This window comes from Paenibacillus sp. PSB04 (assembly GCF_025809195.1).
Classification (GTDB): domain Bacteria; phylum Bacillota; class Bacilli; order Paenibacillales; family Paenibacillaceae; genus Paenibacillus_AQ; species Paenibacillus_AQ favisporus.
Window position 1 is genome coordinate 345,689 of sequence record NZ_CP081301.1, and the last position, 12,825, is coordinate 358,513.

The following is a 12,825-nucleotide window of genomic DNA, read 5'->3' on the forward strand; positions in this document are numbered from 1 at the left end:
TATCACTTCGTAAACCGAGAATCACAAATACATGCACGCGCATATAAAGCCAGGCAGCACGGCAAGCATAAACGGAAAATGAAGCTGCTCCTTCCGATTTCCCCTCAAGCTGGTCAGGCTCCTTAATACAAAAAATCCGGACAGGCTTCCCGCGGCTTGGCGCAGTCGCTTCATTGCGTCCCTCCTCCACAAGGAGATCAACAGCCCGATGATTCCCGCAAAGATGACCGAATAAACCACGCACTGAACCGCAAACAGAGCGCCCATCCAGGCGCCGATCCCGGCAAACAGCTTCACATCTCCGGCTCCGACCGCGCCCATCCAGTACATGACGAGCAGCACCAGGAATCCGGCAGCCATCCCTTTCCCTGCAAACGCGAGCCCGGACCAGCCGTCCCAAATTCCGTGGAAGGTTATCCCCGCGATAATTGCGCTGAAATTTAGCTTATTTGGGATCTTCATCGTCCGGATATCGGTCACAAAAGCAGCGGCAATCAGCACTGCACATCCATATATAGCTGGATTCACGGTACAACCGCCTCCTTCCCCTTCTTTATGTAGTTGAACTAAACGAACTGTTACCGTAATTACGGTAGAGGTACGGACACATGAGGTTAACAGGCCAAAAAGAGTTTTTCACGACCCAAACGAGGCTAGTACACCAATTGAGGTAAAACCACATCATTTGAGGTATGAGCTATCCCTTTACGACGGTAAACATAACTTCCAGCCGCTGGCCGTCCGAAGTCGTAATGACGAAGGGCCAGGTTCCGGGTGTCGTGTTAGGTCCGACCCACCATTCCCACTCGATGGTTCCGTCCGCGTCCGCCTGCTTTTCCCCCAAGTATTTGGCGGTGCTTTGACCGCTTTTATAAAACACGGATAAATTTGCCGATCCGTTTGGAGCGATCTTGGCGCGCACCTTGGCTTTTTTGCCGACATACGCGGGATCTGGTTTGGATAAAATGCTGATGGATGTGCGTCCATCAACATCCCCTTCACCCTCTCCTGAGCCTTCTTCATCGGTGGCGCCGATCCACAGGCGTTCCTGTGCCTTGGCCTGAATCACGATTTTTCTATTGATAAAAGGGACCTTTATCGGCAGCTCGTAGCTCACTTCAATGCCAATGTACGGATCCGTCCTGTTCTTGAGGTCAGGGATTTGAATATTGGAAACATGAATTCGCTCGTAGCTTAGAAAATGGCTTTGCATTTGTGGCTTCAATATCGGTTTGACCACCGGGTCGAGCACCGCCTCTGCCGTCTGATTTTTTAAATCCTGGAGCGGGGCTTCGGCACGCCCCACTGCCTCATTCGTCCATTCCTTCAGGGGAGACGGAAGAGCCCCCGTATATTGGGAAGCCCAATCGCTTAGCGACAGCTCGGGAACCGACCAGCTCCCGGAGTCACGCTCCTTGGATTTGTCTCCCGTCCCTGCGGATGCTTCCGGCTGGATGGCCAAAGCCACCGGATATATGTGGGAAGATACCAGCTTGACGGTATCCGAAACGGTGCTCTGCAGCGCCGTAGAAATGAGTGTCATCTGAACGATATAAATCAGAAAAATGACGAAGAACAAAAAGACGGGCAGCACCAATGAGGCTTCCAGGACGATGCTGCCCAGCTCCAGCTTCTCCCGCTTCGGAAACGCCTTGGCAAAAGCAGAAGCTCTCCCCCAATTCATGCGGTGCAGCCGATCAATAAGCAAAATCCGCTTTTTTCGTAACATAGTAACGGTTTCCTTCCACGTTATCCGGACTGCCTCCGGCATAACCCGCCATTTGGATCACGCCGGGCAGAAACCACAGCCTCATTCCGATCCGGACTTCTCCTGACGCATACGTGGCGCGTTCTGCGGGATTAATTCCCGTATTCAGACGAATCAGCGCCAGCATTCTGGACATTTTCTTCTCATTGTCGCTGTGGATCAGCAGGAACAATCTCAAGTAGTCGCGGTATGTCATTTTAATCTTGACGTAACTGGACAGCTCTACAGATCCTTCCCTGCAGAGCTTCACCATGTCGGCCATGGCCATCTCTACTCCGTACAGCAGCGCTGCAGCTAGAACGAGCAGCGGGTTTCCCAGTTTGCTGTTCTTCACGAGCCCCTCCATGGTCCGAACCGCCAGCCGTGCCGCAAAAATTTCAGCATAGGCCGCTGACACATTACCCACCGGGTTATGGAAGCCGTACACGATATACTCCAGCTCTTGATGGCTTACGCTCATCTCATCGGCAACCGCATCCCCAAGCCGGCTTCCCGGGCTTGCCGCCGCATCTTTCAGCAGTCCAAGATCAAAATGGGTAAAATACAGCGCTGCATATTCGTTCTGGAACAGTTCATCCTTGATGCCCGACATCATCCCCGCCATGGATCCATACACCGAATCCGTCTGCTTCATGGCCGATTTGCCCGCATCATAGGGGTCATGGTCAAGATCGGTCCCCTTGTACTCGCTACCTGCGTCTTCCTTATTAAAGGTCAAGCTATCGTCGTAATACTGCTGAAGCTCCTGGTATTCCTCATTGTGCTGCTTCACTTTCTGGTCCAGCTTATTAATGCTTTCCAAAATGCCCGCCGCTTCGGACAGCTTGGCCTTGCTCTGCTTTTCTTTTTCTTTCCTTTCCTTATCGGATCCCCGATGCTTCTGCAGCTGACCTGCCACCCGGTCGAGCTTATTCCCGCTGCCTGACACGGCGTAATCATGGACATAACGGTCAGCCGCGCTTACTCCCCGGATCACCTCATTTTTCATGCGCCCACTGCTTCCCTGAACGCCGGAAGACTCGGCAAGAGAAGATAAAAGGGTGGATAGCTGGTTGTTAAAGGCACTATGATCCTGTTTTTGGGTCTGAATTACATCATTCAGTTCCTGAAGCAGACTATCGGACAGCAGCAGTTGGTCTATGCCGTCCCGGATGCCATGAATCGCCGCTGGATCGCTTCCGGATGCTTCCGGTGCCGCCCCCGGAATTATGGCGCTCCCGACCTGATCGTAGCTTTCGGTCCCGCCGCGGTTTCCGGCTTCTGCAATCACTTCCTTCATCTTATCGTTGCTGCTCCGGGCCTCCTCCCAGTACTCCAGGGCATTCTGGAGTTCCTTCGCATGGCTCTTGGCCGCCGAGGACCGGATGTCCTGCAGGCGGGAAATGACCTTTCCTGAGCTGCGGTTATACTCCCGTATTTCCGAGCTGTACTGTTCCTTTTCGTCTTCGCCACGGTTTGCATCCTGATTGACCTTGTCTACGTAGTCCTCATATTGTGCGGCGATGTCGGCCGCGGTGACCACTTCCGAAGAACCGAGCGATTGGTCCGGAATCGCCCCTCCGGCAGGCTTCATGGTCAAATCCGGGGCCTCCTTCAGGCTTTGACCGGCCTTTCTCTGGGCCGCCAGCATCTGATCTAGGGCCTCCTCGCGCTTGTCATACAGCTTCTGCAGCTTGCCCAGGACATCCACCGTATCCGAGGCTTCCTTCATGGATTCGGACAGCGGCTTGAACCTGCTGACGAGTTCCAGGGAAAAGTCGATGGGCGCTTTATACTTCATCTCCTCGCTGATTTCCCTATTAAAAATGTCATACTCCCCCAGCATCCGTTCCATCTTGAGCGACGAGGTGTCCAGCTGAAGCGGAAGCAGATCAAACCGATCGCTGCGGTCTCCCTTATCCATCGTGCTGTTAAGCACGCCTGCCATAATCTGATCGCCGCTCGTGCTGCCGTGTGCAAAAAGTCCATACCTTTCCTGCAGTTCAGGGTCGTACGACGACATGACCGACCGGACCGCCGCACGGACCAACCGCTCGCTCTGCGCCTTCATCGCCGCAATCCGGGCGTAGTCGATAAATAATGCGACAAACGCAAAAATCATGGCCAAAACCCCAATTAGAAAGATGGATACCGATCCACTTTCCGAGCGTCTCATGCCGAACACCCGCCAATCCTCCTCTCTAGGTCCTAAGGCTGGCTTCCGGACGCTTGAAGCCGCTTCAGCACCCCAGCCGCGCTGCCTCGATCCATCCCTTCACCAGCATCATTCTTCTTGAACTTCGAGCCGTAGTATCTCATCAGATGGATGCTGCGGATAAATTCGACCGGATCCACGACCAATGAACTCCCGGAGGTTCGAAGCTCGCTCCCTCCGTCCAGCATGGCATCGAGCGGCCGAAGAGAGATCATTTGGTTCAAGCTGGCAGTTACTTTCCGCTGCAGCAAAGCATTTTTATAGGTCATATCCCCCTGCATGCCTGCCGGAATCGCCGAGCCGATTTTGCTCAGCTTGATCGCCGTCAGCGCCTCTTGCGTGGAAGAGGTACTTGGAACAGGTACCGTCTGAGAGTTTTCGGCTCCTGCCCAGCCAAACAACGCACCAAGCCATTGATCGTCTGTCATTCGCCAATACAGCGAATCATATTGATTGACCGGAACCGAGCCGTCAAGCGCTTCTTTATGGCTGTTATCCCAGCTGTAGGCCGTGCGCTCCGCGGCTGCGGACGCCGCTTGATGCAGCATGCTCTGCTGATACATATATAGGGACAGAAACAGCAGAATCATCGTCGTGAACAGAACGACCGGCATGACGAGGGAGGCTTCCAGCGTAAAGCTTCCCTCGCATTCTTTTAACCTAGCTCGTAAATTCTTCACTTTTTTTGTTGACGTTAGCCAGCAGTTTGTTGATAAGCTCCATGATTTGCTTCTTAAACAGAAGCGCGATAATGAGGATCACGACGATAATCAGCAGCATTTCGAGCGTTCCGAGTCCCTCCTCGTCCCTCCATAATTTCTTGCCGCTTCGTCTTATCATTGTCAGCATTTATACCCCTCCTACATGTTCATCATCATAAAAGCCGGTGTGCCCACCAGCACAATCACGATCATAAAAATGACCATCATTGGAAAAACGAGCTTTGACGAAGCTTGCTCTCCTCGTGTCCGGGTAATGGCCTTGCGCTTCTCCCATAATCCCCGGGACAAGTCGTTCAGCGCCATGGCAAAGTCGCTGCCCCCTCGCCGTAAATTGAGCAGCACGGCTGTCGTAAACGCGGATACCTCCTGTACGGCACAGCGTTTGCTAAAATTTTCAAACGACTGCTGAAAGGAATATCCGCCTTCCAGATCATCGATCATCCGGATTAGTTCCTTATAAAGCGGATGATCCCTTTGGGCTTCCTTCTGACGTGCGCATCGCGTGATGGCCTTCTGCACCGTCTCGCCGGCTCCGACAAGCAGTACGATCTTGTTCAGCAGCTCAGCCAGCTCGATCGTAATATCCTGGTCCCGCTTATCGACCTTCGTATGCAGGTCCTTAATAATCGCGGCCGGCAGAAGGATGGCCAGCAGCCCTCCAATAATAAGCCCCGTGTTCCCCCCGGCGGCAAGCGTCAGCAGGCAGCCCAGCATCAGCATCAGCCAGCTGTAACACAGCATCTCTCCGGCATACAGGAGCGTCATCTCCACGCTGTGCCGCTGCCCGTGAATCTTCTGGATCGAGCGCTGAAGCCTGAAGAAGAAGAGCGGAAAACGAGCAGTCAGCTTGTACCGGTCGATGATGTACAGCATGGGCCGCATCACCGCTCTCAGCCGAATCCCTTCCATCGGCAATGTCATCAACCGCTTAAACCTGTCGCCGCAGCGCTGGTTCTGCACCACCCAACCTCCCGCCAGCAGAACCAGCATCACGGCAGCCAATAATTTCATGACTTCACCCCGTTCACACCTTGATATTCATCATTTTCATAATCCATAGCAGGCAGCTGGCCAGCCCCGCCAATGCACCTGTCGAAATCACGATGCCCATCCCGCTGTACAGCGGCTGCATATAGTCTCCGGCCGTAAAATTCATAAACATCAGCATCAGGATAGGCGCAGCCAACAAGGCTCTGGATTCAAACTTTTTCTGGGCGATCATGACCGAGATCTCCTGTTTGATATCCAGCTTCTCGCCGATCACCGTTGAGGTGTGCCGTACAACCTCGACAAGGTCCCCTCCCGTGCGCTTACACGTCGTGAATACATCCGCAAAATTCGTGATATCCTCCATTGCGGCACGGCGGCTAAAGTCATTCAGCGCATTCTCGACCGGTTCGCCGTATTCCATTCTTGCGCAGATAATGCCCAGCTCGGTAATCAGGTCATTCTCCGCATCCGGGTCGAGCATCCGCAGGTCCTGAATAGCCTCCCTAAATCCGTTCTCCACCGATTTGCCCGCAGACAGGGAGGAAGACAGCGAATACAGCGCCTGCTTAAAGTGAAGATTCATCGCGGTCCTCCGGCGCTCCAGAAGATGAGCCCTCCAAAACCGCGGAACGATCCATCCGCCGGATGCCATGATCATAGCTACGAGCCATTGGTGATAGAACAAATAGCCAATTCCAAAGCATAACACCCCCCCAATAGCAATGCATGCCGTACGCTGGAGCCCGTTCAGCTCATAAGTCCGATAATCCGGAAGCTTCTTCCCTATGCCTTCTGGAGGGGGCGATCCCTCCATACTTTGCCTCCTGAGCGCCCTGCCTGGCTTCTTGGGAGGAGCGGTCTCCCGCCGGTTACCGTTGCTCCCTGTTCCCTGCTGTTCGTGTAACATCGCTTCACCTCCTTGGTGACAGTACCCAACTGGTTTATTAAGGCCTTTTCATTTGATGCTGAATCAAGCAGCCCGCGACCCCAATCTTCATATTTGAATTAAAAATGTCTGCTTCACTTCTTTGCGGCGGCGATTCCCGCAGCCTGAAGCTTTGCGACGTGAATCAATCCGTTTCCCGTCGGCTCCAATTCCCCTGCAACCTTTCCATCCTTCTCCCCCGTCTCCCGAAAACGGAACAACGGATTAAGGACCACCTCACCGTTCTCCAGCCCTGCCACCTCGCTGATTTCAATGACCTTCCGCGTGCGGTCGCGCATCCTGGACAGATGGACAAAAATATCGATCGCCGAGCTGATCTGCTGGCGGACGACAGGCACAGGCAGATCCGCTCCGCTCAGCACCATCGTCTCCAGCCGGCTGATCATATCGCGCGTGTTGTTCGCATGGCCGGTCGATAAGCTTCCATCATGGCCGGTGTTCATCGCCTGCAGCATATCGAGCGCCTCGCTCCCCCGAACCTCGCCGACCACGATCCGATTGGGACGCATCCGAAGGGAGGAGCGGATCAGATCCCGGATGGCGATTTCCCCTCTCCCCTCCGTGTTGGCGTTACGGGTCTCCAGAGCGACCAGATTGGGGACCGTGACAATCTGAAGCTCAGCCGAATCCTCAATCGTGATCACCCGTTCGTCCGGCGGGATGAATTGCGATAGTGCATTGAGGAACGTCGTTTTGCCGGAGCCCGTCCCGCCGCTGATAAAGATGTTGTATTTCCCCACCACCAGCTGCTGCAGAAACTCAGCCGCCTCCGGACTCAGCGCTCTCCGGACGATCAAGTCCTGCATCGTCATCGGCGATTCGGGGAACTTCCGGATCGTCATCGTCGGCCCCTTCAGCGCAACCGGCGGCAGGACGATGTTGACCCGCGAGCCGTCCTTCAGTCTGGCGTCCACGATCGGCGAAGACTCGTTGACAACGCGGTTCACGCCGGCAACGATCGACTGGATAATGTCTTCAAGCCTCGACCTCGATTCGAACTTCAGCGGCAGCCGGGACACCACGCCGTCCTGCTCGATAAAAATATCCTCGTGGCTGTTGATCATAATTTCGGTAATCGCAGGATTGTCCACTAAAGGCTGCAAAATGTCGAGCCCGCGGAACGAATCGAAGATCCGCCGGATCAGGCTGCGCTTCTCCTGCGCGGTCAGCTCGCGAAGCTCAGGTCTCCTGAACACCGTCCGCTCGATATACTGCATCAGCTCCCGGTTGCCCAGCGCAGAAGTCACGTCCAGTCCGGACCGGATTTCTTGACGAAGCTCGCGGAACAGCCCTTCATCCATATCCCCTCACCCCTGAACCACTGACGAATGAGTCCCCCAAGAGGGACTTGCACAGCTTGAGGATATCCCGCTGGTAGATCGGCGAGCTGAGCAGCAGCTCTTCGTTGCTGTTCTGCTTCCAGGAAGGGATATACGGCAGAACGCCGTCCACCTCCGGAATGCACGCGGGCAGCGGATTGGCCAGCTGCCCGGTGAACCGGTTGACCACGTACCGGCTCTTTCCCGCAAGCTCGGCGAACAGATCCGGCTGGCTCCGCTCCATAAACGCAAACCACTGGCCGTTTTTGTACAGATTGGTGATATCGTCCAGCATCAGCCAGACCAGGCGGCGGCATCCTTCCAGGACGGCGGCCAGGCGTTCGTTCGTCCCGGAATCTGTGTCGGCGATCACCACGTCGTACCGGCCGCTTGCCGCGATGCTCTGCAGCAGCTTCCGTGTATCGGCTTTCCCCAATTGAACCAGCTCTTTCAAATTGGTGACGGGTTTGAACCAATCCGCACGAATTCCCGGATGATGGACGGTGTACGGGTCCGGAGATACCATCGTCTGCACATGCTTCTCCTCCTGGGCCGCTTTCAGCTCATACAGCATCCCGGGCAGCCCCTCGGCACTCTCCGCACCGCCCCCCTGTCTGGGAAAAATTCCGCTGCTGTTCACGGTTTCGAGGTTCAAATAAAATACCGACAGGCCGGCCGCCCCCAGCTGTTTGGCCATATTAACGGCAGCGGTCGTCTTCCCGCTCCCGCCCACGACGGAGACGAAGCCGATCGTCACGGCCTCTCCGTCCGCCACCGGCAGTGTACGGCGCTGACCTTCCCTTCGGCATAAGCCGAGGATGGAAGCCATCAGCTCCGGAAGGGGCTGATATTTGGGGAGCACCGGTCCTTGTATAGAGGCAGCCTCCCCATGTCCGAGCAAAATCCAGTTCGGTATATCGCCGTTCTTCCCGGCAAGCCAGGGTTCCAGGAAAGCGGCCTCCCCAACGACGGCGTCGGGCAGCTCCTCGCCGTCCATATACTTCATAAAAGCGTCCAATTTAGTGAATCCGGATATGTGCAGCTTGTCCCCAAACTCGCTGCTGTGAACATAGTGCAGGATACCCTCCAGATACTGCGCCTCCTTGACCGCGAGCGTAATTCGGTATGGTACCATCACGAATGATCCCTCCTCGTTTCAGACAGCAAAAAAGCACCGTCCAACAACCCGCCTGGCGGGTGTTAAACGGTGCTTCCGTTATTGGTAAGTATTTACTTAATTTAGAATTTATCACATCCGGTCCGGAAACACAATACACTTTGACATGAAAAAATCGATCCGGTAACGGTTCATTTTTCACAGAAAACGGTTCCTAATCTCTGGCGTGGGCAGCAGGCAAGCTTCCTCCTTGCCAAACCAGCGGTACCGGTTGCGCGCGACCCAGCGATAGATCACGTTCCGGAGCGGCGCAGGCACAGCGATGAAAGCATACAGAAGCGGCCAAGGCTGCTTTAAACGCCGCACAATCCGCAAAGCCGCAGCAGATTCCGTATAATAGCGTCCGTTTTCAATCAGAACGACGGTATTTAGGGTTCCGACTGGCAAGCCGCCCTCCCGGAGCAGCTTCTCTCCGATCTCGGACTGGAGTGAGGCAAAATGGAATATTCCTGCCGGATCCCGTTGGAGAATGAACTTGGTCAGCCCCTGGCATAAATGACAGACGCCGTCAATCAGAACAATGGCATTTGGCTTACCTGCGCTTCCTTGCTGCATGGTCATCGGCGAGCCCTCCCTTACCTCCAGTATCTTCCTTATTGCCTCGTAAATCAAGCCACCTCATAACTCCCCGAAAATAGAAAAAAGCACGGGATTCATAATCCCGCACCTGTATCTCCTGGATGATATTAATGGGCAAGCGCCTTATCAATCCATTGGTTCTCAACGATTTGCTGTTCCAGCTCGCCTGTAAAGCTCTCCATGCACTTGCAAATAAAGTCTTTGCGGCATACAGGACAAGGAGTTTTCTGCAATCGGCTGATGTTAGTCATTTTCCATTCCGGAAAACGGTTATAGAACGCACGGCACTCTGTTCCGTCAGCCAGGTTGATAATGAATTCGTACAATCCGCTTTTTTCATTGCTGCTGGCTTCTCTGACGTTCGTAATGATCGGTCTGTAAGACATATGCATCACCCGTTTATTTAGTTTTCTTGCCTCGGACAAATAGTACGTAACAAGTACTTAGACATATTAAATGAATTTTATATATCATGTCAACAAAGAAGGGTATGTAATTCATGTATTTGGCCCCAATATGTCTCTACAGTACCGATCGCTTTTGCTTCCCTTCAATATAAAGGATGCCTAACTCCCAAAGAAAATATCCAGAATCGTGCCAAGCTGATCTTTCTTTTTCCCTTCCAAAATATCGGGATTAAGCACCTCGACATTCCCGCAATGCTTGCAGGAAACAAATAAATAATGGATATGCTGGATATCAAACATCTTGCTGAGGCCGGCTCCCGTCATGGAAACCTCACGGATGTCGCAGATCCGCCCCTTGCACTTAACGCATACAAAACGATCCTCAATGATGTCCTTAATGCTCAAGCTGATCTCCCCTTTCCTTTGGTGCCTAACTATTTTACGCCAAGGCGGTGGAAATCGTTCCAGGGATATAGTTATGCCGTAAAAGGATACGACAAAAAGCCGGAAGCAGCCGCCACCGCGTGGTGAGCCCCCGGCTTTTGTTACGATGATAAAGTTCAGTGGAACTGAATCATTCCATCATCGCGCGGAAAACCTCCGCGAAACGCGGCCAGTTTTCTATGAAGGTACGTCGATAGACGTTCGGATACATCCTGGCGTAATTTAAATAACGTTCAGCTCAACATCGATATTCCCCCGCGTGGCTTTGGAATACGGGCAGAATTCATGCGCCTTTTTCGCAAGCTCTTCCGCTTGTTCGCGTTCGATCCCGGGCAGCTTGATATCGAGACGGGCCGCAAGGCGGAAACCGCCGTCGCTTTCGTCTTTGCCGATCATGACGTTGGAAGTGACTTCCACATCATTCAGCTTGACGCCGGCCTGGCGGGCCACATTGGCCAGTGCGCTTTCGTAGCAGGCACCGTACCCGGCTGCAAACAGCTGCTCGGGGTTGGTTCCATTGCCGCCGGCTCCGCCTAATTCTTTGGGCATACTGAGTTCATGCTTCAGGACACCATCGGAGGATGCGACCGAACCCTCCCGGCCGCCATGGACCGTTGCCGTTGCCGTATATAGAGCTTTCATCTTCATCGACTCCTTTTCCTGAAATTTGACCCTACCCTCATTAATTAAAGCGATCCTTCCAAATTGAAACGGGATCCTTCGGGTAATGGCTATTCAGAAGAGGTGCGCATCCCATTCTTGTGTGTCCCAAAAATAATTGTACAACCACACAAAAGTTTCCCTAGACAAACAAATTTGTATGAGTACAATGAATAGTAGAACATTTATTACATTACAATAATTTTAATAAGGTGTGATGCATATGAAAGACACCGAAATTATACATCCTTCCAAGTCCAATACGTGGGAGAAACCGAAGGAACGAACTTCGCTGTCTGACGTAAACCAATCTATGAAAGTCCCGGTGAACGCCTCGACTTTTCGCAAATTTCTGGCCTTTGTCGGCCCCGGATATCTGGTTGCTGTAGGCTATATGGATCCCGGAAACTGGGCGACGGACATCGCCGGGGGATCCCGGTTCGGCTATTCCCTGCTTGCCGTGATCCTGCTGTCGAACCTGATGGCCGTCCTGCTCCAGTCGCTGTGCAGCAAGCTCGGCATCGTTACAGGCCACGACCTGGCGCAGGCGTGCCGCAGCCATTACAGCAAGCCGGTCAGCATCGGTCTGTGGGTGCTGTGTGAACTGGCCATCGCAGCCTGCGATCTGGCCGAGGTCATCGGTTCGGCGATCGCCCTGAAGCTGCTGTTCGGGATTCCGATCCTGTACGGCGTTCTGATCACCGCCCTCGACGTCCTGCTTGTGCTGCTGCTGCAGCACAAGGGCTTTCGGGCGATCGAGACGCTCGTCATCGTGCTGATCGTGACGATCGGACTGTGCTTCGGGATCGATCTGTGGCTCTCCAAGCCGGATGCCGCCAGCATCCTCACCGGGTTCATCCCGACGGCCGATCTGGTGACCGATCATCAGAAGCTCTATATCGCCATCGGCATCCTTGGCGCGACCGTTATGCCGCATAACCTGTACCTTCACTCATCGATCGTGCAGACCCGGCAGTACGAAAACACCGACAAGGGCAAGCGGGAAGCCATCAAATTTTCCGTGTGGGATTCGACGATTGCGCTGACGCTTGCCCTGTTCATCAACGCGGCGATCCTGATCGTCTCGGCGGCGACATTCCACAAGGCGGGGATGACTACCGTCGCCGACATCAGCGATGCGTACCATCTGCTGACGCCGCTGCTCGGAACGACGCTCGGAAGCATTTTGTTCGCCGTCGCCCTGCTGGCATCGGGCCAGAACTCGACGCTGACCGGCACGCTCGCCGGACAGATCGTCATGGAGGGCTTCCTGAACCTGCGGCTGCCGTCCTGGCTGCGCCGGCTGATCACCCGGATGATCGCCATCATCCCGGCGGTCATCGTGACGGCCATCTACGGCGAGAGCGGCACCGAGGATCTGCTTATTCTGAGCCAGGTCATCCTGTCCCTCCAGCTGCCGTTTGCGGTGGTTCCGCTGGTCAAGTTTACTAGCGACAAGAAGCTTATGGGCAAATTCGTCAATCCGGTTTGGGTCAAAATATTGGCCTGGGTCGTGGCGGCATTTATCATTGTTCTGAACGTGTACCTTCTGGTTCAGACCATTTTCGGTTAATAGCACCGGACACAAAATAAAAGCCCCGTATCTCATGGATTCCATG

General features: G+C 54.0%; 14 protein-coding genes. 1 reads left to right on the forward strand and 13 read right to left on the reverse strand.

Translation table 11 applies throughout. The features are described from left to right. Positions 1-21 precede the first annotated feature (21 nt). From K2F33_RS01775 to K2F33_RS01835, 13 genes are all read right to left on the reverse strand, one after another. A complete protein-coding gene (locus K2F33_RS01775; RefSeq protein WP_263880866.1) occupies positions 22-528 on the reverse strand; it encodes an A24 family peptidase in 507 nt (168 codons plus the stop codon). Positions 529-697: 169 nt separating this feature from the next. Continuing rightward, on the reverse strand, positions 698-1,729 hold the full coding sequence (locus tag K2F33_RS01780; protein WP_263880867.1) for a TadE/TadG family type IV pilus assembly protein: 1,032 nt from the start codon (positions 1,727-1,729) through the stop codon (positions 698-700). Beyond that, positions 1,698-3,923 carry a TadE/TadG family type IV pilus assembly protein gene (locus K2F33_RS01785; RefSeq protein ID WP_263882270.1) on the reverse strand — a complete coding sequence of 742 codons (2,226 nt, stop codon included), beginning with the start codon at positions 3,921-3,923 and terminating at the stop codon, positions 1,698-1,700. The genes K2F33_RS01780 and K2F33_RS01785 overlap by 32 nt, the downstream gene beginning before the upstream one ends. A 32-nt stretch (positions 3,924-3,955) precedes the next feature. Beyond that, the gene (locus K2F33_RS01790) at positions 3,956-4,642 is read right to left on the reverse strand and encodes a TadE family protein (protein ID WP_263880868.1); all 687 of its coding nucleotides are present in this window, start codon (positions 4,640-4,642) and stop codon (positions 3,956-3,958) included. Further along, on the reverse strand, positions 4,623-4,811 hold the full coding sequence (locus K2F33_RS01795; protein ID WP_076173469.1) for a Flp1 family type IVb pilin: 189 nt from the start codon (positions 4,809-4,811) through the stop codon (positions 4,623-4,625). The genes K2F33_RS01790 and K2F33_RS01795 overlap by 20 nt, the downstream gene beginning before the upstream one ends. A gap of 11 nt (positions 4,812-4,822) precedes the next feature. Then, on the reverse strand, positions 4,823-5,695 hold the full coding sequence (locus tag K2F33_RS01800) for a type II secretion system F family protein (protein WP_263880869.1): 873 nt from the start codon (positions 5,693-5,695) through the stop codon (positions 4,823-4,825). 13 nt (positions 5,696-5,708) lie between these two features. Beyond that, on the reverse strand, positions 5,709-6,488 hold the full coding sequence (locus K2F33_RS01805) for a type II secretion system F family protein (RefSeq protein ID WP_263882271.1): 780 nt from the start codon (positions 6,486-6,488) through the stop codon (positions 5,709-5,711). 206 nt (positions 6,489-6,694) lie between these two features. Then, the gene (locus K2F33_RS01810) at positions 6,695-7,921 is read right to left on the reverse strand and encodes a TadA family conjugal transfer-associated ATPase (RefSeq protein ID WP_263880870.1); all 1,227 of its coding nucleotides are present in this window, start codon (positions 7,919-7,921) and stop codon (positions 6,695-6,697) included. Then, positions 7,914-9,077, reverse strand: coding sequence for a P-loop NTPase family protein (locus K2F33_RS01815; RefSeq protein WP_263880871.1), 1,164 nt, complete (start codon positions 9,075-9,077; stop codon positions 7,914-7,916). Before K2F33_RS01815 ends, K2F33_RS01810 begins: the two co-directional genes overlap by 8 nt. 177 nt (positions 9,078-9,254) lie before the next feature. Next, complete coding sequence (locus K2F33_RS01820) at positions 9,255-9,677, reverse strand: thiol-disulfide oxidoreductase DCC family protein (RefSeq protein WP_244364193.1); 423 nt, start codon at positions 9,675-9,677, stop codon at positions 9,255-9,257. 125 nt (positions 9,678-9,802) lie between these two features. Continuing rightward, positions 9,803-10,081, reverse strand: coding sequence for a hypothetical protein (locus K2F33_RS01825; RefSeq protein ID WP_089549992.1), 279 nt, complete (start codon positions 10,079-10,081; stop codon positions 9,803-9,805). A 180-nt stretch (positions 10,082-10,261) separates the two neighbouring features. After that, positions 10,262-10,507 carry a zinc ribbon domain-containing protein gene (locus K2F33_RS01830; protein ID WP_076173476.1) on the reverse strand — a complete coding sequence of 82 codons (246 nt, stop codon included), beginning with the start codon at positions 10,505-10,507 and terminating at the stop codon, positions 10,262-10,264. Positions 10,508-10,768: 261 nt separating this feature from the next. Beyond that, complete coding sequence (locus K2F33_RS01835) at positions 10,769-11,188, reverse strand: organic hydroperoxide resistance protein (RefSeq protein ID WP_089549991.1); 420 nt, start codon at positions 11,186-11,188, stop codon at positions 10,769-10,771. Between the two features lie 241 nt (positions 11,189-11,429). Between K2F33_RS01835 and K2F33_RS01840 the strand changes: the two genes are divergently transcribed. Next, positions 11,430-12,779 carry an Nramp family divalent metal transporter gene (locus K2F33_RS01840; protein WP_076173478.1) on the forward strand — a complete coding sequence of 450 codons (1,350 nt, stop codon included), beginning with the start codon at positions 11,430-11,432 and terminating at the stop codon, positions 12,777-12,779. The last annotated feature ends 46 nt before the right edge of the window (positions 12,780-12,825 follow it).

Bases quoted from the DNA above. Each gene is read 5' to 3' on its own strand.
- K2F33_RS01805 (WP_263882271.1), bottom strand. From the start codon at position 6,488: ATGGAGGGATCGCCCCCTCCAGAAGGCATAGGGAAGAAGCTTCCGGAT.
- K2F33_RS01820 (WP_244364193.1), bottom strand. From the start codon at position 9,677: ATGACCATGCAGCAAGGAAGCGCAGGTAAGCCAAATGCCATTGTTCTG.
- K2F33_RS01795 (WP_076173469.1), bottom strand. From the start codon at position 4,811: ATGCTGACAATGATAAGACGAAGCGGCAAGAAATTATGGAGGGACGAG.
- K2F33_RS01810 (WP_263880870.1), bottom strand. From the start codon at position 7,921: ATGGATGAAGGGCTGTTCCGCGAGCTTCGTCAAGAAATCCGGTCCGGA.
- K2F33_RS01780 (WP_263880867.1), bottom strand. From the start codon at position 1,729: ATGTTACGAAAAAAGCGGATTTTGCTTATTGATCGGCTGCACCGCATG.
- K2F33_RS01800 (WP_263880869.1), bottom strand. From the start codon at position 5,695: ATGAAATTATTGGCTGCCGTGATGCTGGTTCTGCTGGCGGGAGGTTGG.
- K2F33_RS01840 (WP_076173478.1), top strand. From the start codon at position 11,430: ATGAAAGACACCGAAATTATACATCCTTCCAAGTCCAATACGTGGGAG.
- K2F33_RS01825 (WP_089549992.1), bottom strand. From the start codon at position 10,081: ATGTCTTACAGACCGATCATTACGAACGTCAGAGAAGCCAGCAGCAAT.
- K2F33_RS01785 (WP_263882270.1), bottom strand. From the start codon at position 3,923: ATGAGACGCTCGGAAAGTGGATCGGTATCCATCTTTCTAATTGGGGTT.
- K2F33_RS01835 (WP_089549991.1), bottom strand. From the start codon at position 11,188: ATGAAAGCTCTATATACGGCAACGGCAACGGTCCATGGCGGCCGGGAG.